The organism is Rhodococcus ruber (assembly GCF_027270735.1).
GTDB classification, from domain to species: Bacteria; Actinomycetota; Actinomycetes; order Mycobacteriales; family Mycobacteriaceae; genus Rhodococcoides; species Rhodococcoides rubrum_A.
In genome coordinates this window covers 103,216-125,740 of the sequence record NZ_JAPWIJ010000003.1, presented here as the reverse complement: position 1 = coordinate 125,740, position 22,525 = coordinate 103,216, and the positions used below count along the sequence as shown (strand labels likewise).

25 protein-coding genes are annotated in these 22,525 nt (G+C 64.9%); 13 read left to right on the top strand and 12 right to left on the bottom strand.

Annotated features, from left to right (window positions below; all coding sequences use genetic code 11):
- Nucleotides 1–2 precede the first annotated feature (2 nt).
- Complete coding sequence (locus tag O4220_RS07765; protein ID WP_269603088.1) at nucleotides 3–1,067, bottom strand: YihY/virulence factor BrkB family protein; 1,065 nt, start codon at nucleotides 1,065–1,067, stop codon at nucleotides 3–5.
- Nucleotides 1,068–1,256: 189 nt separating this feature from the next.
- Here O4220_RS07765 and O4220_RS07760 point away from each other — a divergent pair, with 189 nt between their 5' ends.
- Entirely contained in the window at nucleotides 1,257–2,993 is a 1,737-nt protein-coding gene (locus tag O4220_RS07760) for a DEAD/DEAH box helicase (protein WP_269603569.1), read from the top strand.
- 94 nt (nucleotides 2,994–3,087) lie between these two features.
- Here O4220_RS07760 and O4220_RS07755 read toward each other — a convergent pair whose 3' ends face one another.
- Nucleotides 3,088–3,282, bottom strand: a complete 195-nt coding sequence (locus tag O4220_RS07755; RefSeq protein WP_032377734.1) for a DUF7455 domain-containing protein — start codon at nucleotides 3,280–3,282, stop codon at nucleotides 3,088–3,090.
- A 233-nt stretch (nucleotides 3,283–3,515) separates the two neighbouring features.
- On the opposite strand from O4220_RS07755, the gene O4220_RS07750 reads away from it, so the two are divergent.
- Nucleotides 3,516–4,445, top strand: a complete 930-nt coding sequence (locus O4220_RS07750) for an EamA family transporter (RefSeq protein WP_269603087.1) — start codon at nucleotides 3,516–3,518, stop codon at nucleotides 4,443–4,445.
- Nucleotides 4,446–4,473: 28 nt separating this feature from the next.
- A complete protein-coding gene (locus O4220_RS07745; RefSeq protein WP_269603086.1) occupies nucleotides 4,474–4,833 on the top strand; it encodes a DUF952 domain-containing protein in 360 nt (119 codons plus the stop codon).
- An 89-nt stretch (nucleotides 4,834–4,922) separates the two neighbouring features.
- On the opposite strand, the gene O4220_RS07740 is transcribed toward O4220_RS07745, so the two are convergent.
- Both O4220_RS07740 and ppgK read right to left on the bottom strand, forming a co-directional pair.
- A complete protein-coding gene (locus tag O4220_RS07740; protein WP_269603085.1) occupies nucleotides 4,923–6,251 on the bottom strand; it encodes an RNA polymerase sigma factor in 1,329 nt (442 codons plus the stop codon).
- A 161-nt stretch (nucleotides 6,252–6,412) separates the two neighbouring features.
- Nucleotides 6,413–7,234, bottom strand: a complete 822-nt coding sequence (ppgK, locus tag O4220_RS07735) for a polyphosphate--glucose phosphotransferase (protein WP_269603084.1) — start codon at nucleotides 7,232–7,234, stop codon at nucleotides 6,413–6,415.
- A 256-nt stretch (nucleotides 7,235–7,490) separates the two neighbouring features.
- Here ppgK and O4220_RS07730 point away from each other — a divergent pair, with 256 nt between their 5' ends.
- On the top strand, nucleotides 7,491–8,333 hold the full coding sequence (locus O4220_RS07730) for an inositol monophosphatase family protein (RefSeq protein WP_269603568.1): 843 nt from the start codon (nucleotides 7,491–7,493) through the stop codon (nucleotides 8,331–8,333).
- A 15-nt stretch (nucleotides 8,334–8,348) separates the two neighbouring features.
- Here O4220_RS07730 and cei read toward each other — a convergent pair whose 3' ends face one another.
- Nucleotides 8,349–9,029 carry an envelope integrity protein Cei gene (cei, locus tag O4220_RS07725; RefSeq protein ID WP_269603083.1) on the bottom strand — a complete coding sequence of 227 codons (681 nt, stop codon included), beginning with the start codon at nucleotides 9,027–9,029 and terminating at the stop codon, nucleotides 8,349–8,351.
- Nucleotides 9,030–9,574: 545 nt separating this feature from the next.
- On the opposite strand from cei, the gene O4220_RS07720 reads away from it, so the two are divergent.
- Nucleotides 9,575–9,877 (top strand): DUF4193 domain-containing protein, encoded by a 303-nt coding sequence (locus tag O4220_RS07720; protein ID WP_027496891.1) that lies wholly within the window; start codon nucleotides 9,575–9,577, stop codon nucleotides 9,875–9,877.
- Between the two features lie 72 nt (nucleotides 9,878–9,949).
- Here the strand turns inward: O4220_RS07720 and O4220_RS07715 are convergent, their stop codons facing one another.
- The gene (locus O4220_RS07715; RefSeq protein WP_269603565.1) at nucleotides 9,950–10,420 is read right to left on the bottom strand and encodes a DUF3093 domain-containing protein; all 471 of its coding nucleotides are present in this window, start codon (nucleotides 10,418–10,420) and stop codon (nucleotides 9,950–9,952) included.
- Nucleotides 10,421–10,634: 214 nt separating this feature from the next.
- On the opposite strand from O4220_RS07715, the gene dut reads away from it, so the two are divergent.
- Both dut and O4220_RS07705 read left to right on the top strand, forming a co-directional pair.
- On the top strand, nucleotides 10,635–11,087 hold the full coding sequence (gene dut, locus O4220_RS07710) for a dUTP diphosphatase (protein ID WP_269603563.1): 453 nt from the start codon (nucleotides 10,635–10,637) through the stop codon (nucleotides 11,085–11,087).
- A 64-nt stretch (nucleotides 11,088–11,151) separates the two neighbouring features.
- Nucleotides 11,152–11,997, top strand: a complete 846-nt coding sequence (locus tag O4220_RS07705) for a DUF3710 domain-containing protein (RefSeq protein WP_269603082.1) — start codon at nucleotides 11,152–11,154, stop codon at nucleotides 11,995–11,997.
- Here O4220_RS07705 and O4220_RS07700 read toward each other — a convergent pair.
- Nucleotides 11,979–12,701, bottom strand: a complete 723-nt coding sequence (locus O4220_RS07700) for an alpha/beta fold hydrolase (protein ID WP_269603081.1) — start codon at nucleotides 12,699–12,701, stop codon at nucleotides 11,979–11,981. The two genes, O4220_RS07705 and O4220_RS07700, sit on opposite strands and share 19 nt — an antisense overlap.
- A 201-nt stretch (nucleotides 12,702–12,902) precedes the next feature.
- Between O4220_RS07700 and O4220_RS07695 the strand changes: the two genes are divergently transcribed.
- Nucleotides 12,903–13,280: an OB-fold nucleic acid binding domain-containing protein gene (locus tag O4220_RS07695; protein WP_032378440.1), complete on the top strand. Its 378-nt coding sequence runs from the start codon at nucleotides 12,903–12,905 to the stop codon at nucleotides 13,278–13,280.
- Between the two features lie 112 nt (nucleotides 13,281–13,392).
- Complete coding sequence (locus O4220_RS07690; protein ID WP_269603561.1) at nucleotides 13,393–14,046, top strand: DUF3159 domain-containing protein; 654 nt, start codon at nucleotides 13,393–13,395, stop codon at nucleotides 14,044–14,046.
- Here the strand turns inward: O4220_RS07690 and O4220_RS07685 are convergent.
- Both O4220_RS07685 and O4220_RS07680 read right to left on the bottom strand, forming a co-directional pair.
- Nucleotides 14,020–14,679, bottom strand: coding sequence for a potassium channel family protein (locus O4220_RS07685; RefSeq protein WP_032377739.1), 660 nt, complete (start codon nucleotides 14,677–14,679; stop codon nucleotides 14,020–14,022). The two genes, O4220_RS07690 and O4220_RS07685, sit on opposite strands and share 27 nt — an antisense overlap.
- A 49-nt stretch (nucleotides 14,680–14,728) precedes the next feature.
- Nucleotides 14,729–15,394, bottom strand: a complete 666-nt coding sequence (locus tag O4220_RS07680; RefSeq protein WP_269603080.1) for a potassium channel family protein — start codon at nucleotides 15,392–15,394, stop codon at nucleotides 14,729–14,731.
- 175 nt (nucleotides 15,395–15,569) lie between these two features.
- Here O4220_RS07680 and O4220_RS07675 point away from each other — a divergent pair, with 175 nt between their 5' ends.
- Genes O4220_RS07675 through O4220_RS07665 form a run of 3 tightly spaced genes read left to right on the top strand, consistent with a single transcriptional unit; the run spans nucleotide 15,570 to nucleotide 19,875 of the window.
- Complete coding sequence (locus tag O4220_RS07675) at nucleotides 15,570–17,567, top strand: APC family permease (RefSeq protein WP_269603079.1); 1,998 nt, start codon at nucleotides 15,570–15,572, stop codon at nucleotides 17,565–17,567.
- A complete protein-coding gene (locus O4220_RS07670; protein WP_269603078.1) occupies nucleotides 17,564–18,835 on the top strand; it encodes a class I SAM-dependent RNA methyltransferase in 1,272 nt (423 codons plus the stop codon). Before O4220_RS07675 ends, O4220_RS07670 begins: the two co-directional genes overlap by 4 nt.
- Before the next feature lie 44 nt (nucleotides 18,836–18,879).
- On the top strand, nucleotides 18,880–19,875 hold the full coding sequence (locus O4220_RS07665) for an iron-siderophore ABC transporter substrate-binding protein (protein ID WP_269603077.1): 996 nt from the start codon (nucleotides 18,880–18,882) through the stop codon (nucleotides 19,873–19,875).
- Between the two features lie 4 nt (nucleotides 19,876–19,879).
- On the opposite strand, the gene O4220_RS07660 is transcribed toward O4220_RS07665, so the two are convergent.
- Complete coding sequence (locus O4220_RS07660; RefSeq protein ID WP_269603076.1) at nucleotides 19,880–20,032, bottom strand: hypothetical protein; 153 nt, start codon at nucleotides 20,030–20,032, stop codon at nucleotides 19,880–19,882.
- Nucleotides 20,033–20,057: 25 nt separating this feature from the next.
- Here O4220_RS07660 and O4220_RS07655 point away from each other — a divergent pair, with 25 nt between their 5' ends.
- Entirely contained in the window at nucleotides 20,058–20,579 is a 522-nt protein-coding gene (locus O4220_RS07655; protein ID WP_269603075.1) for a CGNR zinc finger domain-containing protein, read from the top strand.
- Between the two features lie 41 nt (nucleotides 20,580–20,620).
- On the opposite strand, the gene O4220_RS07650 is transcribed toward O4220_RS07655, so the two are convergent.
- Together O4220_RS07650 and O4220_RS07645 are read right to left on the bottom strand one after the other, a co-directional pair.
- Entirely contained in the window at nucleotides 20,621–21,460 is an 840-nt protein-coding gene (locus O4220_RS07650; protein WP_037173896.1) for an ABC transporter permease, read from the bottom strand.
- Nucleotides 21,457–22,518 carry an ATP-binding cassette domain-containing protein gene (locus tag O4220_RS07645; protein WP_269603074.1) on the bottom strand — a complete coding sequence of 354 codons (1,062 nt, stop codon included), beginning with the start codon at nucleotides 22,516–22,518 and terminating at the stop codon, nucleotides 21,457–21,459. Before O4220_RS07645 ends, O4220_RS07650 begins: the two co-directional genes overlap by 4 nt.
- Between the last annotated feature and the right edge of the window lie 7 nt (nucleotides 22,519–22,525).

Genomic DNA, 22,525 nt, shown 5'->3' with positions numbered 1-22,525 from the left:
ACCTACTCGGCGGTGGGAGGGCGATCGGGCCGGGCGCGTTCTCCCACCAGTTTGATCGGCCCCGTGGCGAGCCGTCGAGCAACGGCGGTCATCGGTCCCGACGGCTTCTCGTCGGTGGCTGCCTGCGCCGCGATCCACTCGCGCATCTGGTCCATTCGAGTAGCCCGGGCCGGCCAGAACTCCTGAATCGTCGCGTTGAACTCGGCTCCGAGAACGACGGCGAAGCCGAGGAAGAACGTGAACAGCAAGAATGCGATCGGCGTGGCCAGCGCGCCGTAGGTGTACCCGGTGCTCGTCACCCATGTCAGGTATCGGCGGAGCACCGCACTGGCGATCATGAAGAACACGCCTGCGAGCAGAGCCCCACCGAGCAGTCGGTGCCACGGCAACGAGGTGTGCAGAGCAAGCTTGTACAGGGTGGTCAGACCGATGATGAGCAGGAGACCGACGGCCGGGTAGTAGAAGAAGTCGATCAGTTCGCTGCCGAACGTGATCCACGAATCGGGCAATATCTGCTGGACGTACACCGGTCCGAGCGCGACGAGTGGGAGCACGAACACCGCGATGACGAGAAAGCCGACGTAGAGAAGCAGGGCGAAGAACCTTTGCCAGACGGGATTTCGCGCGTCTGCCTGTCCGTGCGCTTCGACGATGGAGTCCACGAACGTCGAGATCGCCGACGAGCCGGCCCACAGTGAGAGTAGGAAGCCCACCGAGACGATCTCGCCACTTCCCTGCGCGAGGACGTCTCGGACGGTCGGAGCGATGATCTGATCGACAACACTGCTGCTGAACAGCGTGTTGCTGAAGGTGATGATCTTGGATTCGATGATGTCGACGGTATTGGGGCCGAACCATCCGCCCACGAATCCCAGGCTGCCCAGCACACCGAGGAGGAGCGGTGGCAGCGAGAGGGTCTGCCAGAACGCTGCCGTGGCGGCCTTGCTGAAGATCGAGTCGTCCCACGCTTTGCTCAGGGTGCGCAGAGTCACTTTCCACACCGCACGTATCGGCTTTCTCGCCGACAACCGCTCCGGTGTCGGCGTTGTGCCTGTTGACTCACTCATGGTCACTCCAGCATTCCTGACGAAAGGCGTGTTCGCCTAACGACCGACCCGCCGTGTCGCGTCCGGTTCACCCCAGCGATGCGGGATCGGTCGGTGTGGAGCGATAGGCTCCACGGCGGACACTGCAGGGCTACCGAGAGCGCGAGGAAGTACATCGATGCCAGGAACCGGCGGCCAGTGAGCGCTGACATGTTCGATCCCACACCACAATCCGAGCAGGCAGCTGCCCCCGTGAGCGGGGGAGCGCCGCTGCGCGCGTGGCAGCGGCGTGCGCTGACGAAGTACCTGGTGGCCTCACCGAAGGACTTCCTGGCCGTCGCGACACCGGGCGCGGGTAAGACAACGTTCGCTCTGCGCGTGGCTGCGGAGTTGCTGGCCCATCGCACGGTCGATCAGGTGACTGTCGTGGCACCTACGGAGCACCTCAAGCATCAGTGGGCGGAGTCCGCGGCGAGGGTGGGGATCGCCCTGGATTCACGCTTCTCGAACTCGACCGGTCAGACGTCGAGCGACTATCACGGCGTGGTCGTGACGTATGCACAGATCGCCTCGCACCCGTTCAAGCATCGGGTGCGAACCGAAGCGCGCAAGACCCTCGTGATCCTCGACGAAATTCACCACGGTGGCGATGCGAAGAGCTGGGGAGAAGGCATTCGCGAGGCTTTCGGCGACGCCACCCGACGTCTCGCACTGACCGGTACGCCGTTCCGTAGCGACGACAGTCCCATTCCGTTCGTCAACTACGAACCGGACCAGGACGGGTTGATGCGGTCCAAGGCGGACCACTCGTACGGGTATTCCGACGCGTTGGCCGACGGCGTCGTTCGACCGGTGGTGTTTCTTGCGTATTCCGGTGAGGCGCGTTGGCGAGACAGCGCGGGTGAGGAATACACCGCCCGACTGGGCGAGCCGCTCAGTGCCGAACAGACCGCGCGGGCATGGCGAACAGCACTCGACCCGCAGGGCGACTGGATGCCTGCAGTGTTGTTGGCTGCCAACACACGGTTGGCTCAGCTGCGCGCGGGCGGAATGCCCGACGCGGGCGGGCTCGTGATTGCCACGGATCAGACGGTGGCGCGGGCATACGCGAAGCTCATCGAGGTGATCACGGGGGAGACGCCGGCCATCGTCCTCTCGGACGATCCCACGTCCTCGGCTCGGATCGCCGAGTTCGGCAAGAGCGACCAGCGGTGGATGGTGGCCGTTCGCATGGTGTCCGAGGGCGTCGACGTTCCGCGTCTGGCCGTCGGCGTGTACGCGACCAGTGCATCGACTCCGCTGTATTTCGCGCAGGCGATCGGTCGATTCGTGCGTTCGCGGCGCAAGGGGGAGACCGCGAGTGTCTTCCTGCCGTCGGTACCGGTGCTGTTGGATCTGGCGTCTCAGCTCGAGGCGCAGCGTGACCACATTCTCGGCAAGCCGCACCGCGAGAAGGACGGATTCGACGACGAGCTCCTGGCCGATGCGAACAAGCAGAAGGACGAACTCGGCGAGGAGGAGAAGGCGTACACCTCCCTGGGCGCAGACGCCGAACTCGACCAGGTCATCTACGACGGATCCTCGTTCGGAACCGCGACGTTCTCGGGCAGCGACGAGGAAGCGGATTACCTCGGGCTGCCCGGCCTGCTCGACGCCACCCAGATGCGCGACCTGCTGCGTCAGCGTCAGCAGGAACAGATCGACAAGCCCGCGGCCGGACCGGCCGTTCCGGCCCCTCCCGTCGTCAACGACAGGGCCGCCAGTGCGGGCCAGCTGGCCGGCCTGAGGCGTGAACTGAACAGTTTGGTTGCGGTGTACCACCATCGCACCGGAAAGCCGCACGGCGTGATTCACGGCGATCTGCGACGCATCTGCGGCGGCCCGCCGACGGCAATGGCGTCGGCCGATCAATTGGGCGAGCGGATCGCTCAGCTGCGAAAGATGTAGAGGGCGCGCACCAAAAAACGGACGGTCCGAGGACCGTCCGTTTTTTCGTGAGATTCGATCGTGGCGAACCTGTTTCCCCCGACGTCTCGGTGGATTACACCGTGGAGTCCGATTCGGTCATCACCGTTGCGTTCACTTCACGCAGACGGGCTTCGTGCTCGGCGGCGTGGTGACCGCAGAAGAGAAGTTCTCCACCGGTCGAGAGCACGACACGCGCGCGAGCCCCTGCACCGCACCGGTCGCACCGGTCCGCTGCTGTCAATTGTGGGCTGGTCAATGTTCCGGGCATGACTCCTCCGTACTGGCTTGCGGGTTGTCCCGTTCGCCTGGGGCCGGTCCGCCGCGTCGGTATGGCGCGGTTCGTTCACTCTGTCAGACGTATGGCGGTCATGCGTTGTTCCCGAGCGCGTTTCTTTGTGTTGTCACTAACACGAAACATGCCTCACGAGCTGGAACGTCGTGAAATCTGTTCGCTGAGAGCAGACACGGTTCGCAGCGAGCCGCGGCAGTAGGGTCGCTGTTGTGGCTTCGACTTCTCGTTCGCTGTCCGGCGCATCGAAGCTGGGTATTCCGTCGCTGTTCGTGATCGGCGCGGTGTGCATGTACGTCGGTGCGGCGATCGGTGTGTTCTTGTTCGACACCGTCGATCCGGCAGCGGTGGCGTGGCTGCGCGGGTTCGGTGCGGCGCTGGTGTTGGTGATCTGGCGGCGGCCTTGGCGGCACCGTGCCGGTGCGGGCGGTACGTGGTCCCTGCGGCGACTGTGGACGGCAGCCGCGTTCGGCGGCGCGACGATCGGCATGAACGCGATGTTCTACGAGGCCATTGCCCGGCTTCCGCTGGGCGCGGCAGTAGCCATCGAATTTCTCGGGCCGATCGCGGTCGCAGCAGCCGGGTCGAGGAAGCCGGCCGACGTGTGTGCGCTGCTCCTGGTCGTCGCCGGTGTCGGTGCCATCGCTTCCGCGCAGTTCGAGGGTGGCGAAGTGGGCCTGGTAGGAATCGCATTCGCGTTGGGCTCGGCGGCCTTGTGGGCCGCCTACATCGTCCTGGGCAAGTCCGTTGCCGATGCAGGTCAGGGTCTCGACGACATGGCGGCCGGGTTCGGAATCGCGTCGGTGATTCTGGCCGTGCCGCTGTTCGGGCCGTTTGCGCTGGCGCATGCCGACGCTTTGGGGGACTGGCGGATCTGGGTTATGGGATTGGGCGTCGGTCTGCTGTCGAGTGTGGTTCCGTACGTTCTCGACCAGTACGTGCTGGTGCGAGTCGGGAGGGCGCGATTCGCTCTGCTGCTGGCGCTTCTCCCGGCGACGGCCACGGTGGTCGGCGCGGTGGTCCTGACTCAGATTCCCACGACCCTGGAGGCTGTCGGAATCGCAGCTGTCATCGCGGCCGTGGTCGTCGGTGGGCTCCCATCCGGCAGAGATCGCGGCGTTGTCGACGTTCCGCCGCCCTGACCGAGCCTCCACCCGGCAGAATGAAGTCGTGACCAGTAAGCAGGACGACCTCGTTCACATCTGCACCGCAGGGGAGTGGTTGTCGATGCGCGGGCAGGCCGAGTACATGCCGGACTCGTACGGCGAGGTGGGTTTCGTTCACCTGTCGACCCCGCAGCAAGTGCATCTACCTGCAAATCGATTGTTCCCGGGGCGGCAGGATCTGGTTCTGCTCCGTCTGGATCCGGCTCGACTGAATGCACCCGTGCGATGGGAACCCGGCGTGCCGTCCGATCCGGAGTCGATGCGCTTTCCACATTTGTACGGGCCACTACCGATCGCGGCCGTCACGGCAGTGCTCGACTATCGGCCCGGGCCGGACGGATCGTTCTCGGCACCCCCGATGTGATGACACCCCCGATGTGATGACACCGGGCCCATAAAACGACGACCGCCGATCGCGAGGATCGACGGTCGTCGTTCGGTGAATCGGGTCACTCAGTCCAGGTAGTCGCGCAGGACCTGCGAACGGGACGGGTGACGCAGCTTGGACATCGTCTTGGATTCGATCTGGCGGATTCGCTCACGGGTGACCCCGTACACCTGTCCGATCTCGTCGAGAGTGCGCGGCTGGCCGTCGGTGAGGCCGAAGCGTAGCCGAACTACGCCGGCTTCACGCTCGGACAGGGTCTCGAGCACCGACTGGAGCTGGTCCTGCAGAAGCGTGAACGACACTGCGTCGACGGCGACGACTGCCTCGGAGTCCTCGATGAAATCACCGAGCTGGCTGTCGCCCTCGTCACCGATCGTCTGGTCGAGGGAGATCGGCTCACGCGCGTACTGCTGAATCTCCAGTACCTTTTCGGGCGTGATGTCCATTTCCTTGGCGAGCTCTTCGGGAGTGGGCTCGCGACCCAGGTCCTGAAGCAATTCGCGTTGGATGCGGCCGAGCTTGTTGATGACCTCGACCATGTGAACCGGGATACGAATAGTGCGGGCCTGATCGGCCATGGCCCGAGTGATGGCCTGTCGGATCCACCAGGTGGCGTACGTGGAGAACTTGTAGCCCTTGGTGTAGTCGAACTTCTCGACCGCGCGAATGAGACCGAGGTTGCCCTCCTGAATCAGGTCGAGGAAGGCCATGCCGCGACCGGTGTAGCGCTTGGCCAGCGAAACGACGAGTCGAAGGTTGGCTTCGAGAAGATGGTTCTTGGCGCGATTGCCGTCACGGCAGATCCACGTCATGTCTCGACGCTGCGCGACGGGGAGCTTCTCGCCCTTCTCCGCGGACTCGCGCATCTTCTCGACTGCGAACAGGCCTGCCTCGATGCGCTTGGCCAGTTCGACTTCTTCCTCCGCGTTGAGGAGGGCGACCTTGCCGATCTGCTTGAGGTACGCGCGGACCGAGTCTGCAGAGGCGGTGAGCTCGGCATCTTTACGTGCCTGACGCAGCGCCTCGGATTCCTCCTCGTCCCACACGAAGTCGCCCGACGCCTTGTCCTCGGCGGTCGGCTCGCTGGTGGCGTCCTCTTCGGTGTCGTCACCGGCAGCGACGACCTCGACGACATCGTTGGCGGCAGCGGCCAGATCGCCTTCCGAAATGTCGATGTCTTCGATTCCGGGTGCGCTCTCATCGGCGTCGTCCCCGGTCCCCGGAGTTGCTGTTTTCTTCGCTGCTGTCTTCTTCGCCGGTGCCTTCTTGGCCGCGGCGCGTTTTGCCGGAGCCTTCTTTGCCGGTGCCTTCGCAGCGGGTGCCTTGACAGCAGGTGCAGGTGCCGCAGACTCGGTCTCGGAATCTACGGTCTGACGGATATCGGTGGCTGCCACGTACGCCCTTTCGTGACGAAGTCGTGCGGCGTCACGCCAGAGTTGTTTCCGGCGGAGAGGTCTTGGGATTCAGGCCGGCTGCGTACCGGCACACACCATTGTAACGACCTCTCAGGAGTTTGTTACCGACCCTCGTCCTACGCGGGTGGCGACGCCGCGTGTCAGTCCGCCGATCCAGCGGATGTGCCGGTTTCTGCGGACGGAACTGCGCTGTCCGCAGCGAGTGCGGCACCGACGATCCCGGCAGTGTTCAGCAGGGTTGCCGGCACCACAGGCGTGCGGTTCGTCAGGTGCGGAATCCACTTCTCGCTCTTCCGACTGATCCCGCCACCGGCGATGAACAAATCCGGCCACAGCAGCGCCTCGAACGTCTGCAAAACCTTCGAAACCTCCTTGGCCCATTCCTTGTACGACAAACCCTGATTCTCCTTGACCGACGACGCGGCACGGTGCTCGGCTTCCTTGCCGTCGATCTCCATGTGGCCGAATTCGGTGTTGGGCAGCAGCACCCCGTTGTGCAGCACTGCCGAGCCGATACCGGTGCCGAACGTCAGTAGCACGACGACGCCGTCCTTGCCCTTGCCGCCGCCGTACTTGTCCTCGGCGATTCCGGCCGCATCGGCGTCGTTGAGGACGGTGATGTTCTCGGTTCCGATGGCCTTGGCGAACAGTGCTCGGGCGTCGGTGTCGATCCAGGACTTGTCGATGTTGGCCGCCGAACGAGCCACGCCGTTGGTCACGACGGCGGGAAGTGTGACGCCCACCGGACCGGTCCACTCGAAGTGCCCGACGATCTCCGCGACGGTACGCGCGACGGCATCCGGAGTGGACGGCTGGGGAGTCTCGATCTTGTAGCGGTCGCCTACGAGGTCTCCGGTGCTCAGGTCGACGATTCCGCCTTTGATGCCGCTGCCGCCGACGTCGACGCCGAATCCGTGGCGCGCTGCCCCGCCGGGGGTGTTGTCCGAACCTGCCTGTGTCATGTGGTGCCGCTCCTGGCCCGATCGAATCCGTGTGCTGCCGTCGCTTCCGAACAATAGTGCCGTTTCGGTCTTCGTGGAACGCCGACGCGGCCCCGATGTGCTTGCCGAGTCGCTGCGCTGGTGCTCGGCCGTCGGTGTGTGTTGCGATGTACGTGTGCCGAAATCAGACGGATCGCAGAACGACACCGCCAGTACACAATTGCCCGGAACGCCGGAGGCGGCGGGAGGGTCGGACACCGAACCGAACACGCGAGACGTGGACGTGCTGCACGAGATTGCCGTTCGTGTCGCGATGCGTGCTGCCGAGCACGTGCGACTGCGGCGACCGCAGGTGTTCGGTGGCAGTTCGAGTGTCGATGACGACGCAGTGCAGTCGAAGAGCACGCCGACCGATCCGGTGACCGTCGTGGACACCGAAACCGAACGCGTTCTGCGCGAGATGTTGGCGCAGCTGCGGCCGTCGGATTCCATTCTCGGGGAGGAAGAAGGGAGCGAGGACGAGTCGCTCGACGGTGTGCGGTGGGTGCTGGACCCGATCGACGGGACCGTGAATTTCATGTACGGAATCCCGGCCTACGCGGTGTCGGTTGCCGTTCAGATCGACGGTGTCAGTGTGGCGGGGGCCGTGGTCGACGTTGCTCGCGATCTCGTCTACTCCGCTGCCAAGGGCCGCGGTGCCACCGTACGGGGGGCCGACGGCACCGAGGAGAACCTGCGGTGCTCGGGCGTCACCGAATTGTCGATGACGTTGTTGGCCACCGGATTCGGCTATGGGGCGAGTCGCCGCGCGGTACAGGGCGCGATCATCTCCGAATTGCTGCCTCAGGTACGAGACATCCGCCGGATCGGATCGGCAGCGCTTGACCTGTGCATGGTCGCGTCCGGCGCAGTCGACGCGCACTTCGAGCACGGGCTCAGTCCGTGGGACTGGGCCGCGGGTGCGCTCATCGCGGCCGAGGCCGGAGCGGTCGTGCGGCTGCCGGCCCCGAACTCGACGAGTGCGCAGGGCTTTGCGACCGTGGCTATCGCACCCGGAATCTCGAACGCGTTCCTGGCCGCGTTGCGCAGTGCAGGCGCTCTCGATCCGATTCCGGGTTGACGGGTCGACTTGCCGTCAGCAGCGCGACACGCGCGCTGCAGCGAGCAGGTCCGGATCGAGTGGCTGCGGCGCGGCGTCCGGTGCTGTACCGGCGAGCGTGCGCAGCACTTCTTCTGCGTCGCCGTTCGGCTGGATCGCGCTGAAGTAGGTACCGAGAGCGAGATCGACGGAGTCGTCGGTGCGGGAATCTTCGATGAGCTCGGCGCAGGGCGCGACGAGCCACACCGCACTCGCCGCAGCGACCCCGGCCGCACCGAAGCGAATCTGGCCCTGGCACTGCATGTTCTGATCGACGTAGACCGGATCGTTGCCGACCTGGACGTCCGGTGCGCTTGCGAAACCGTAATCGATGAGCTGGGCCGCCACCAGAGCCGCCTGGCCGCGCTCACCGTTGGCGTTGAAGACACGCACCTTCGATGCGGACAAAGCCGCAGGCTCGACATCGAGCAGCGTGTCGGGGTCGACCTCGTCGCCCAGCGGTACGGGCTGCGTGCCGTCCGTGGCAGCCGTGGTGGTCGGCGTATTGCATTCGGCGGTTGCAGAGGTGGCCTCGGATGTGGTGAACACCTTTACCCAGACGAGCACGCCGAGCAGCGCCAGCACCGTGAACACGGCGAGGATGGGAAATGCCCGGCGGCGACGGAACGGACGCCCTCGATCGTCGGCCGAACGGCCTTCGGTGATCAGAGAAACCACAGTTGATCTTCGCCTTTCCTTCGGCTGGCGCCGAGACCGGTCACAGGGTCGGTTCACACCGACGCGGTGCCTACTGTAGATGCCCGCGATGCCTGGCGGCGGCACACTCGGCCCGACCCTTCTCGGATGGGGAGCGCATCTCCCGTTTCAGGGCCGAAAACCCGCACGGTGAAGTCTTCGGTGGACCGCGGAATGAAGCCGGCCGCCCCGGTGTTGTTGCGGCGTGCATGCAGGTAATGGACTCACCGGCGGTTCGGTTTCATCTTTGAGACCGGCTTCGGCTATTGTCTGGCGGCCGCGGTGCTTCGCAGAATCGGACGCCGGTGCACCATCGATCAGGTGAGCGAGGTCTCGATCGGGTTTCAACCGGCGAGTTTTGGGAACTACCCGGTGTAGTTTCGGGCACCGCGCGACGACGAACGATTCGATCAGGTACGAACAATCGGTGGGAGTGAGCAAGCGCCCTCTTCACAGCCGACGGCCACAAGCCGACCACAACGGCAGCTCCCACCACACACACGCACGAAGATGAGGGGTACGAAAACATGGCAACCGACTACGACGCACCGAGAAGAACAGAATCCGATGATGTATCGGAGGACTCGCTCGAAGAATTGAAAGCTCGGCGCAACGAGGCCCAGTCCGCAGTGGTCGACGTGGACGAATCCGACACCGCGGAGTCGTTCGAGCTCCCGGGTGCAGACCTGTCCGGTGAGGAGCTCTCGGTTCGAGTGGTTCCGAAGCAGGCAGACGAGTTCACCTGTTCGAGCTGCTTCCTGGTTCATCACCGGAGCCGTCTGGCCAGCGACGCCAACGGCGTTCTGATGTGCCGCGACTGCGCGGCGTGATCTTCTCCGCACAGACCTGACCATCGGCTCGGGTCTGTGCGTCGGTTCTCCTACCGTCGGTCGGGTGGGAGATCAGCGTGCTTCGACGCCCTGAGCGGACAGTACTGCAAGCAGCGCGTCGGGACGTTTGGTGCTGATCAGCCAATACGGTGTCGGATCGTCCGGATCGTCGAGAACCACGATCACCATCTGCTTCACCCAGGTGCGGTGCTGTACGAAAGCCAGCGGATCGAGCTGTCTGCCCAGCGCCGCACTTTTTGCTGTTCCGGGGACGATCGCCGCCTTGTCTGCAACAGCGAGCGGTAGGTGGGCTTTCCCTACGCGCAATTCGACGTCGCTCGAACCGGTCTCGGCCACCACCTCGACGCGCAACCTGCTGAACGCGAACAGTGCCCAGGCGACGAGCGGCAGCAACACGACGTACGGCAGCCAAGCCCGGATACCCGGAGCGCCCATGTGGATTTCCGCCGCCAGCAACACCGCTACAGCGGCACCCGCTGCCCACCACCAGATCGGCACCCAGAGTCGCTCGGAGTAGAGCACCGAGTCGGTGGACCCGGTGCTGGGCGTGGAGTTGCCGGACTCCGAGTTCGCGGGTTCGGTCTGTCGATCTGCAGTCACGAGTACCAGGGTAGTCGCCACACCGAGACACGAGCGGGCCAGCGTAGTCTCGTTCGACGTGAGCGACGAAGTCCCCGAGACCGGCAAGGATCCGTCCGCCGACCGAACCCCGAACCCTGTGTGGCCTGTATCTCCGCTGACCGAGGTGCGGGTCCGCCGACTCGACCCCGAGCTACCGATCCCCACCCGTGCGCACGAGGGTGACGCGGGAGTGGATCTACGGATCACGGCACCGGTCACGATCGCGCCGGGCGAACGTGTGCTGGTGGGAACCGGTGTCGCGGTCGCTCTTCCACTGGGAACCGTCGGGCTGATTCATCCGCGCTCGGGCCTGGCGGCGAAATCGGGGCTGTCGGTCGTCAACACTCCGGGGACGATCGATGCCGGCTATCGAGGCGAGATCAAGGTGTGTTTGATCAATCACGACCTGCATTCCCCGATCGTGCTCGACCGGGGCGACCGTATCGCACAGCTGGTCGTACAGCGGGTCGAGCTGGTGACGTTCGTCGAGGTCGACGAGCTGGACGACACCGTTCGAGGGGCCGGTGGTCACGGGTCGACCGGCGGTCATGCGAGTCTGAAGCAGTGAGTTCCGCCACGGCGTCGGTCGGTGGCAGGCACCGTGGAAGCAACCGAGAAGAAGAGAGCTGAACATGTTCGGACGGCGTAAGAAGAACGACGCCGGCAGTGCCTCTGCACCCGATGCGGAGGCATTCGTCGATGGAGTCGAGGACGAGGAGCCCGCGGACACCGGTGCCGACGGACCCCACGATCTGCAGGACCTCGACGTTGATCGCGAGACCGTGGCAAAGACGCGTCTCGACCTCGGCTCGGTGTTGATTCCGCTCCCGGAAGGTGGCCAGCTACAGGTCGAGATGTCCCAGGCGGGCAGCCCACAGGCAGTGCACATCATCACCCAGTTCGGGCGCATCACCATCGCTGCGTACGCAGCACCCAAGTCGCCCGGTCAGTGGCGCGAGGTGGCGGCAGACCTGGCGACATCGCTTCGCAACGACAAGGCCGAGACCACGGTCGAGACGGGCCCGTGGGGACGTGAGCTGCACGGCGTCACCGCCAACGCCGATCTTCGTTTCATCGGAGTCGACGGCTATCGGTGGATGGTCCGCTGCGTGCTGGCCGGGCCGTCGGGTGCCGTGGGCGAGGGGCAGCCGCTCGTCCAACTCGCACATACGATTCTTCGGCAGACCGTGGTCGACCGGGGGACCGATCCGCATCCGGTCAGAACACCGCTGCCGGTGGTGCTGCCGCAGGTGCTGGCCGAGCAACTCGCTGCCGCCGCGCAACAGCAGGCGGCGGCGCAGCAATCGCCACAACCCCAGGCTCCGGAGGCTGATCCTGTTGCTCCGCAACAGGAGTCGGCCCCGCAACAAAATTCGACACCGGAGCAGAATTCGGTACCGCAGTCGACTGCGTCCGAGCGCGAGCGAGCGCCGCGACGTGGCGCTTCGGGATCGGCAATTCAGCAACTGGGCGGTTGAGGCGACCGAAGGCCGAGGCCGTCGACAGCCGCACGGCCGAGACATCCTGCGTCGCTGCCGATCATGTCCAGCGTCACAGTTCTGAGCACGCAGTTCGGTAGCGCTCGCGCCCAGCTTCGCGACACCTCGATCGGATGGACCGCGTCGTCCACCGCGCCGACGACGACGGTCGGCAGCTCGACCCGCGCGAGCTCGTCGAGTTCGAGGCTGCGGTGTCGCGCTGCCTCGTCCAAGGCGTCGGGAAGAGCCGGCCACTGAGCGGCCCAGGATCGCCGCAAGGTGCGAGCCAGCCATTCCGGGCTCGACGACGACATGGCAGCAGAGACGGCGTCGAGCCCCGCCTCGCGCAGCGATCGAGCGGTGAACTGCGCGCTGAGGGCCGCCGGAGTGCCTGCCGGGTCGCCGGTCCATGCCGGTAGAACGAGCGCGAGCGCTGTGATGCTCGACGCGTTGTCAGCGGCCCATCGTGCGGCGACCGCGGCGCCGAGGGAGATTCCTGCGACGACGATTCGGCCGTGCCGACGCGTTGCGGCGTTCAGCGCGTCGAGATAGCTCTCGACCACGCCGGTCGGATCGGGTTCGACTGCGATGGTGGTCAATCCCACACCGGCGAACGCTGTCGAGAATGCGTCTTCGGCAAACCGGGCGTCCGATCCCGTACCAGGTAGAACGATCGCGGCGAGAGTGTCGAATCGGCTGTGCACGACACGATTGTGCACGGCTTCGGTTCCGAGCGTGGCGGTGGTTGGTCAGTGCGACACTTCGGGTCTACAGTGGCGAAGTACCCGCCCTGACGAGGCAAACCCCCACGTCGCCGCAGTTGCTTCCAGGAGTGGAGCCTGCGGAACGACCCAAGCCGCTGGCTCGTGGAGCCTGCGGAACGACTCATACCGCTGGAGCGCACAATGGCACCCGCTGCCGCAGGATACTTTCGCCGGTTGACGCGAAAGTTGACCGAGGACATCGATCAGCTCGACGCTGAGGAGATGGCCGAATCTTCCGAAGCATCCGGTGCTCGACGCGCATGCGATTGCTCGCGGGGCGAGGAAGTCACGATGTTGGGTCGGCTACGCAGCGTGGAGGCGTGTTCCAAGGCCGCCAACGCAAACATCGAGGCCGAGTTCTTCGACGGCACCGACACGGTGACGCTCGTGTGGATCGGTCGACGGAAGATCGCCGGTATCGAGCCGGGCAAGACCGTCCTCGTTCGTGGACGCGTCGGCGAACGCGACGGACGCAAGATCGTCTACAACCCCTACTACGAACTGCGCGACGACAGCTGACCGTCGCAGGTATGGCACTCTCGTTGTCGTGACCAACAGTGACGATGCCGTGCCGCCCCCCACGACGCCGGAACCTGCGACCGATGCGCCGACGCCGGAGAGTGTCGAGAAGGTGGCCCCTACCGTTCTCGAACAGCTCGGCGGTCTGAGCGGGCTCGTCTATTCCACGTTGCCGGTCATCGTCTTCGTTCCGGCCAACAGCTACTTCGGCCTGGCCGTTGCCTTGTGGTCCGCACTCGGAGTGGCCGCTGCGGTCCTGGTGTGGCGTCTGGTACAACGCAGTCCCATTCAGCCTGCGATTTCAGGATTCTTCGGTGTCGGCATCTGCGCGTTCATCGCGTATCGCACCGGGGATGCCAAGGGCTACTTCCTGTTCGGCATCTACACGTCGTTGGTCTACGGCGGAGCGTTCGTGTTGTCGGTACTCGCTCGCTGGCCGCTGGTCGGCGTCATCTGGGGTTATCTCAACGGCAAGGGAACGGCATGGCGCCACAACCGATCGGCGGTGCGCTTCTACGACGTGGCGACGATCGCGTGGGCGGCGGTGTTCGCCGCCCGGTACGTCGTCCAGTCGCAGCTCTACGACTCGGATCAGACCGGCTGGCTGGCCGTCGCGCGAATCGGCATGGGTTGGCCGCTCACCGGAGTAGCGCTGCTGGTCACGCTCTGGGCCGTCCGTCGGGCCGATCACACGCTGGAAGTCGCGTCGAGTGCGGATCGGACCGACGGAACACTGCCGTCAGATCAGGCCGACCGCAGCACGTAGTTCGTTCTCTACTTCTTTCGCCGCGACGAACAGTAGTTCGTCGCCGCCCTCGAGCGGATCGTCGTGCTGTGGCACGATCACTCGGCCGCCGCGCAGAATAGTCACCAACGCAGCGTCCCTGGGCAACTGAAGCTTTCGAACCGGCTTTCCTGCGAGCGGGGTGTTCTCGGGCAGCGTGATCTCGACGAGGTTGGCCTGGCCTTTGCGGAACGTCATCAGATGCACGAGGTCTCCGACCGAGACTGCCTCCTCGACCAGTGACGCGAGCATGCGCGGCGTCGACACCGCGACGTCGACACCCCACGCGGAGTCGAACAACCACTCGTTGCGTGGATCGTTGACTCGGGCCACCACACGATCGACACCGAATTCGGTCTTGGCCAGCAGGCTGAGCACCAGGTTGGCCTTGTCGTCGCCGGTGGCGGCGATCACCACGTCGTAGTTTTCGAGATGAGCCGCTTCGAGCAGGCTGAGCTCGCATGCGTCGGCCAGCACCCATTCGGCTTCCGGCACTGCTGCCTGATCGACGTGGTCGAGCTTGCGTTCGAGGAGCATCACGTCGTGTTCGCTGCGGATCAGCTCACGTGCGATGGATCTGCCGACTGCGCCGGCACCGGCGATGGCGACTTTCATGGCTTCCCGTTCGGGTCGATGGGGGAGGTGGGGAACGTGCGGGCGCGCATCAGTCGTCCGATGGCGGTGGGTTGCCCGCCAGCGCGATGGCCTCGGCGACGGTGCCCGAGACGGCGGCGACGTACACCTCGTCACCGGCCTGGATCACGGTGCGCTTGTCCGGTAGCAACCCGACGCCGAATCGGATGACGAACGCCGCCCGCGAACGCGTCGACTCTTCGAGGACCGAGAGCTTCTTGCCGATCCAGGCGTCGTTGAAGTCGAGGAGGACGACGGCGACGCTGCCGGACGGATCGCGCCACTTGGTGGTCGGGTCGTCACGTAGCAGGTTGTGCAGAAATCGATCGGTCGCCCAGGGGACCGTGGCCACGGTCGGGATACCGAGGCGTTCGTAGACGGCGGCGCGTTTGGCGTCGTAGATTCTCGCCACCACTTTGTCGACGCCGAAGGTCTCGCGCGCAACGCGGGCGGAGATGATGTTGGAGTTGTCGCCGGAGGAGACGGCGGCGAATGCCTCGGCCTTCTCGATCCCCGCACTCACCAACACATCTCGGTCGAATCCCATGCCGACGACCCGGTGTCCACCGAAGTCGGGATCGAGGCGCAGAAAGGCTGCCTCGTCGCGATCGATGATCGCTACCTCGTGGCCGATGCGTTCGAGCGCACCGGCCAGCGATGCGCCGACGCGGCCACATCCCATCACAACTACGTACAACGCCCAGCTCCGTCCCGATCTCGATTGTCGACCACTGTGGACCGACACTGCCACTACGGGCAGGCGTGCACCAACGTATCGGGGATTCGTCACCGGATCGACCGAGGGTGGGCTCCGACGCAGTTTCGGGCGCGTGGTTGAGACGTCCGCAGGCGGACGGCCTACGCTTCTGTCCGTGTCCAAGGTCTCGACTGCCGCCAAGCGGCTAGTGCTCGGTAAGCCGTTCCGTAGCGACAAGCTCGGTCATACGTTGCTTCCCAAGCGAATCGCGTTGCCGGTGTTCGCCTCGGACGCCATGTCGTCGGTGGCCTATGCCCCCGAGGAGATCTTCCTGGTGCTGTCGGTGGCGGGCATTTCGGCGCTGACGTTCACTCCGTGGATCGGTCTAGCCGTGTGCGTGGTGATGGCCGTGGTGGTGGCCAGCTACCGGCAGAACGTGCATGCCTACCCTTCCGGCGGCGGTGACTACGAGGTGGCGACCACCAATCTCGGGCCGGCCGCCGGTTTGACGGTCGGCAGCGCGCTGCTGGTCGACTATGTGCTGACCGTGGCGGTGTCGATCTCGGCGGCCGCGTCGAACATCGGGTCTGCGGTGCCCTTCGTGGCCCAACACAAAGTGCTCTTCGCCGTGGTGGCCATCGTCTTCATCACCTCGATCAATCTGCGGGGCATCCGGGAGTCCGGGGCTGCGTTCGCGATCCCGACGTACGCCTTCATGGGTGGCATGTTCCTGATGTTGGCGTACGGCCTGTTTCGGGTCTACGTGCTCGGCGACGACATCCATGCAGAATCGGCAACCTTCGACCTGAAGGCAGAGGATTCGCACCTGTACGGAATTGCGTTCGCGTTCCTCATCGCGCGCGCCTTCTCGTCGGGTTGTGCGGCGCTGACCGGGGTGGAGGCCATCAGCAACGGGGTGCCCGCATTCGAGAAGCCGAAGTCGCGTAACGCCGCGACCACACTGTTGCTGCTCGGTGCCATCGGCATCACATTGCTGATGGGCATCATCGTGCTCGCACAGAAGATCGGCATCAAGTACGCCATGGATCCCGATATTCAGTTGATCGGCGCGCCGGACGGGTACCAGCAGAAGACGTTGATCGCGCAGCTCGCGGAGGCGGTGTTCAGTGGATTCCCCGTAGGATTCTTCTTCATCACGACCGTCACGGCCCTCATTCTGGTACTTGCGGCCAACACTGCGTTCAACGGTTTTCCCGTTCTCGGTTCGGTTCTGGCCCAGGACCGGTACCTACCGAGGCAGCTGCACACTCGTGGCGACCGTCTTGCCTTCAGTAACGGCATCCTTTTTCTGTCCGGAGCTGCCATCGTCTTCGTCGTCGCGTTCGGTGCCGAGGTAACCAAGCTCATTCAGCTCTACATCGTCGGGGTGTTCGTCTCCTTCACGCTCAGCCAGACCGGCATGATCCGACATTGGACCCGGTTGCTCCGATCCGAGACCGACGGTGAGCAGCGCCGTAAGATGCAGCGCTCGCGCGTGGTCAACAGTGTGGGTCTTGCGATGACGGCAACGGTGCTCGTGATCGTGTTGATCACCAAGTTCGCTGCGGGCGCATGGATTGCGATCGTCGCCATGGTGGCGATCTTCATCCTGATGCGCATGATCAGGAAGCACTACGACACCGTGGCGCGCGAGCTCGAGAACGAGGAATGGGACGGAGTGCTGCCCAGCCGAACGCACTCGATCGTGTTGGTGTCGAAACTGCACATGCCGACGCTGCGGGCGTTGGCGTACGCACGGGCAACCAGGCCCGACACACTCGAAGCGGTGACCGTCAACGTCGATGAGGCCGACACCCGCGCGCTGGTGCGCGAATGGGAAGCCAGCGACGTATCGGTGCCGCTCAAGGTCGTCGAGTCCCCGTATCGAGAGGTGACCAAACCGGTTCTGGACTACGTCAAACGTGTTCGGCGCGACTCACCGCGTGATGTCGTCACCGTCTTCATCCCCGAGTACGTCGTTGGCCACTGGTGGGAGCAGGTTCTGCACAACCAGAGCGCGTTGCGACTGAAGTCCCGTTTGCTGTTCCAACCGGGAGTGATGGTCACCAGCGTGCCCTGGCAGTTGCGGTCGTCCGAGAAGGCCAAGCGCGAGGTGCTCGGCAACGCGCCGGGTGCGTCGCGTCGCGGCTACGAGCCCCCGGCGGGCAAGTGACCGAGAGCTGGTTCGGCCTTCTGCTCGAGGTCGAACTCGGTGCGCCGGGCCACGGTGGGTTCTGCGTGGCTCGCCACGAAGGCCGAGTCGTGTTCGTTCGTCATGGACTGCCCGGTGAGCGGGTGGTGGCTCGGGTGACCGAGGACCGAGGCGGATCGTTCTGCCGAGCCGATGCCGTGGAGATCCTCTCGGCGTCCGCTGACCGGGTGGACACGCGGTGCCCCATCGCCGGACCGGGCGGCTCGGGATGCTGCGATTACTCCCACGCGACTGCCGATGCCGGTCGTCGATTGAAGTCCTTCGTCGTCGCCGAGCAACTTCGACGCGTCGCCGGAGTCGAGCGTGAGGTGCGCGTCGAGGAACTACCGGGGACCGGCGACGGCACCGGGTGGCGAACCCGCGTGCGACTTGCCGTCGATTCCAGTGGGCGGCCCGGCTATCACCGCTATCGCAGTAGCTCGATCGTCAACGAATTATCTTGTCCGCAAATGGATTCTGCAGCTTTCGAGGGACTCTCGGGCCAGCAGTGGCGGCCGGGTGCAGAACTACAAGTGGTGCTCGACGGGGCCGGTACGCGGCACGTCGTGGAGGTCGCTCCGGCTCAGATCTCGACCACCGGCCGCAGATCTCCGGGTCGCCGCGGGGCATCGGCGCGCCGGGCAGCGTCGTCTCGGGCGCGACCGGAGAAAGCTGTGATCGGGTCGGGTCGAGTGACGGAATACGTCTCGGACAGGGCCTGGACCCTCGACGCCACCGGCTTCTGGCAAGCCCATCGAGGTGCTGCCCAGGTCTACACCGAGGTGGTGACGGAATGGGCGGACGCGTCCCCGGGCGACGGTGCGTGGGATCTGTACGGCGGTGTCGGGGTGTTCGCGGCGTCTCTCGCCGTCGGAGTCGGGCAGGAAGGGCACGTGACCAGCGTCGAATTCTCCCGCCGTGCGGCCGAGGACGGGCGTTCGGCGCTGGCCGACCTCACGCAGGTCTCGTTCGTGCCGGGACGCGTCGAGCGTTCGATGGATGCGTTGGCAGAACCGGTGGCGGTAGCGGTGCTCGATCCACCTCGCGCGGGAGCCGGACGCGACGTGATCGACGCCCTCGCCGCCCGAGGTCCGCGTTCGGTGGTGCACGTCGGCTGTGATCCGGCGTCGTTCGCGCGAGATGTGAGCCTGTACCGAGCCGCGGGATACGAGCTCACCGACATCCGTGCCTTCGACGCGTTTCCCCTGACCAGTCACGTGGAGTGCATCGGGCGCTTCGTCAGAAAGTAGGGTTGGCTTACCGAAGGTCGCGCCGGTGTCGTACCGTCTCCGGTGTGAGAATTCGCAGCGCGATTGTCGCCGGCCTTGTCCTCGTCTTGTCTGTTTCGGCTGTCGTATCGTGTAGTTCGGGGTCAGGCGAGACACCCGACCCGTCGGCCGAGTCGGGTGGGTCCGGAGCGGCGTTCCCCGCCACGGTCGAGACGAAGTTCGGCGCGGTGACCATCGACAGTGCACCGCAGCGCGTCGTGGCGCTCGGGTGGGGTGACGCCGAAACTGCACTGGCGCTGGGCGTCTCACCGGTCGGTGCCAGCGATTGGTTGGCGTTCGGCGGTGACGGCGTCGGCCCCTGGGCGGCCGGTCTCTACGATGTACCGCCGCAGATCATCGGTACCCAGGAGCCGTCCTACGAACAGGTCGCGGCATTGGCACCGGATCTGATTCTGGACACGAAGAGCTCGGGTGACCCCGAGCGATATGCGACCTTGTCGGCTATCGCGCCTACCGTTGGGGTACCCGAGGGGTCGGACAACTATCTGACCTCGCTCGACCAGCAGGTCACCATGGTGTCGACCGCTCTCGGCCGACGGGTGGATGGCGACGCCTTGCTTGTCGGAATCTCCGATCGTTTTCGAGCCGCTGCTGCTGCCCATCCCGAGTTCGCCGGCAAAACGGTGGTCGTGGGTGCCTACAGCGGTACCGGGTTCGGGGCGTACATCTCGTCCAACAGTCGACTCGAGTTCATGAAGAAGCTCGGGTTCGTATCCAGCTCGACTATCGATGCGCTTGTACCGAAGGGGTTTTCGGTTCCGGTGTCGGGGGAACAGCTCGATCTTCTCGATGCCGATCTACTCGTGGTGTTTCCGATCGAGAAGTCGCCGTCGGACGTGACCGACAATCCCTTGTTTCAACGGATCCCCGCGGTAGCGGACGGACGTTCCATCGTGTTCGACGATCCGGTGATCGCAAAGTCCTACGCCACCAACTCGGTTCTCTCGATCGGCTTCGCCCTCGACACCGTGGTGCCCCAGGTGGCGCGCACCCTGGAGTGATCGGTCAGGCGCGACGAGCAACCTCGGCGACTGGGGCGTAGCTCTCGGTGGGTACCGACACGATGCGTTGGGCCCCGCACCGGCAGCCCTGGTATCCGACGAGACCCTCGCTCGTGTGGTGGGTGGAATGGGTTGTCCAGGTGTGTTCGATGTGCATACGTCCACTGTGATGTAATGGTCTTGTGCATATCAACCCTTACGGCGAATATGCGGTGAAGCTGGGCATCGATCTGCTCAATACTCCGCCCACCTCGGCGACCGAACTGAGCAAGCGCTGCGTCGATGCGGGCTTGGTTCCCGATTGGACGGCCACCGAGGTCGATCTGGCCGACACACTCGACTTCCTGGGTCAGTGGGCGCGTGTCGTGGACGCCGACACCGAGAACGAGCGGGCGCAGGCACTCAACGTCCTGCTGGCTCGAGCGGCGGCGTACCCGAGGTTGACCGACCACGCGGGAGACGGCTGGCACATGCACTATCGCGATCCCGATATCGCCCTCGGCGGCGTCATCCGGGCTCTGGTGAGCGTCGGCACCGCGTTGCATCTGACGGGACGCGGCATGTCCCGCCTCTCTCGCTGCGCCGCGGCCGATTGCTCGCTCGCCTTTGCCGACACATCGCGAACGGGCACGCAGCGGTACTGCGGAACGGTGTGTTCCAATCGCGACGCGGTGCGCCGGCATCGAGCGCGCGCAGCGTCCTGACGGGCAGAGGTACAGAGCTGCTGAGGTATCGAGCCGCGGCGCTAGGACTTTCGGTTGTACAGCCGCATCGTGATCGGTCCGAACACCGCCAGTAGAACGGCGCACAGCACCAGCGTCACACCCAACTGCCCGGTGTCGACATCGCCCTGCATCAGGCCGCGCAGAGACGTCACCAAGAAGCTGACCGGGTTGACGTCGACGAAGGCGCGCAGCCAACCGGGCATGGTGTTGGGATCGACGAAGATGTTGCTCGCGAATGTCAGCGGGAACAGGATGAACATCGAGACACCCATCACTGCGGCCTCGGTGCGCACGATCATGGCGATCATCGTCCAGATCCAGGACAGGCAGAACGAGAACACCAGCAGCAGAGCTATCGAGGCCACAACTCCGACGAGACCGCCCTGCGGTCTGAACCCGAGGACCAAGCCCAGAATCAACACGATCACCGAAGCGAGTGTGTAGCGGACCACATCTCCGAGTAGCGCTCCCACCAAGGGTGACGGACGCCAGATGGGCAGCGAACGAAAACGATCGAACACGCCTTTTTCGATGTCCTTGTTCATCGTCACACCCGTGTACATCGTGATCATCACCACGGTCTGCACCAGAATGCCGGGAAGCAGAAACTGGATGTACGCGTCGGTCGACCCGGCCAGTGCGCCGCCGAACAAGTACGTGAACAGCAGCGTGAACATGATCGGGAAGGCCGTCACGTCGAACAGTTGCTCGGGCACATGCTTGATCTTGAGCAGCGCCCGCCACCCGAAGCTCAACGACGTGGACAGCGACGACGGCCGCGGGGGACGAGGTCCGGCAGCGCCGAGCACATCGATGATGGTCGAGGCCTGCGGCGTCGACTGTTGGGCTTCGGCAGTCATGACGCAACCTCCCGATCGGATGCGGACAAGTCGGTCGCTCCTGCAGGCTTCACTCCCGCTCTCGATTTCCGGGTCGTTCCTGCAGGCTCCACTCCCGTCCGATGGGTCGTTTCGGCAGGCTCCACTCCCGCCTCATGTCCTGTCAGCGCCAGGAACACCTCGTCCAAGCTCGGCTGGCCGAGGGTGAAGGACGCGATCGAGATTCCCGCTGTCTCGAGTGCCGGCAGCACGGGCGCGGCCTGTGCCGGGTTGTCGAGACGCGCCGTGACGGTCGATGGATCCGGATCCTCCGTGACGGTGTCGCCGAGCAGATCTCGCAGGATCCGCGCGGCCGCAGTTCGCTGCGTCGCGTCGAGAACTCGGAGGTGGAGCGAATTCGATCCCACCGATGCTTTCAACTCGCCGGTCGTACCTTCCGCGATGACTTTGCCGTGGTCGATGACGGCGACACGCCCGGCCAAGTGATCGGCCTCGTCGAGATACTGGGTTGTCAGAAGCACCGTCGTCCCGCCCGCCACCAAGGCACGGATGATCTCCCACACGTGGTTTCGGCTGCGCGGATCGAGTCCGGTGGTGGGTTCGTCCAGGAAGATCAGCTCGGGAGTGACGATGATGCTGGCGGCGATGTCGATACGTCGGCGCATTCCGCCGGAGTAGGTCTTGACCTGCCTCGGCCCGGCGTCGGCGATGTCGAACGCGGCGAGCAACTGCTCGGCTCGCGACCGGGCAGCGGGCCGTGAGTAGCCGAGCAATCGTGCAAGCAGAACCAGATTTTCCGTACCGGTCAGATCCTCGTCCAACGACGCGAATTGGCCTGTCAGAGCGACTTTTTGCCGGACGGCCTCGGGTTCGCTCGCCACGTCGTGCCCCAACACGCGTGCGGTACCCCCGTCGATCGGGAGCAGGGTGGCGAGCATTCGGATGGTGGTGGTCTTGCCTGCACCATTGGGTCCGAGGACGCCGTAGACCCCACCGGACGGGATGGACAGATCGACGCCGTCGACAGCGACGTCGGACCCGAATCGCTTGAGAAGACCGTGTGTCTCGATGGCCGCCATGTCTCTC

Coding starts and splice junctions, on each gene's coding strand:
- O4220_RS07765 (WP_269603088.1), bottom strand. CDS start 1,067: ATGAGTGAGTCAACAGGCACAACGCCGACACCGGAGCGGTTGTCGGCG.
- O4220_RS07760 (WP_269603569.1), top strand. CDS start 1,257: ATGTTCGATCCCACACCACAATCCGAGCAGGCAGCTGCCCCCGTGAGC.
- O4220_RS07755 (WP_032377734.1), bottom strand. CDS start 3,282: ATGCCCGGAACATTGACCAGCCCACAATTGACAGCAGCGGACCGGTGC.
- ppgK (WP_269603084.1), bottom strand. CDS start 7,234: ATGACACAGGCAGGTTCGGACAACACCCCCGGCGGGGCAGCGCGCCAC.
- O4220_RS07720 (WP_027496891.1), top strand. CDS start 9,575: ATGGCAACCGACTACGACGCACCGAGAAGAACAGAATCCGATGATGTA.
- O4220_RS07705 (WP_269603082.1), top strand. CDS start 11,152: ATGTTCGGACGGCGTAAGAAGAACGACGCCGGCAGTGCCTCTGCACCC.
- O4220_RS07695 (WP_032378440.1), top strand. CDS start 12,903: ATGGCACCCGCTGCCGCAGGATACTTTCGCCGGTTGACGCGAAAGTTG.
- O4220_RS07685 (WP_032377739.1), bottom strand. CDS start 14,679: ATGAAAGTCGCCATCGCCGGTGCCGGCGCAGTCGGCAGATCCATCGCA.
- O4220_RS07660 (WP_269603076.1), bottom strand. CDS start 20,032: ATGCACATCGAACACACCTGGACAACCCATTCCACCCACCACACGAGC.
- O4220_RS07650 (WP_037173896.1), bottom strand. CDS start 21,460: ATGACTGCCGAAGCCCAACAGTCGACGCCGCAGGCCTCGACCATCATC.
- O4220_RS07645 (WP_269603074.1), bottom strand. CDS start 22,518: ATGGCGGCCATCGAGACACACGGTCTTCTCAAGCGATTCGGGTCCGAC.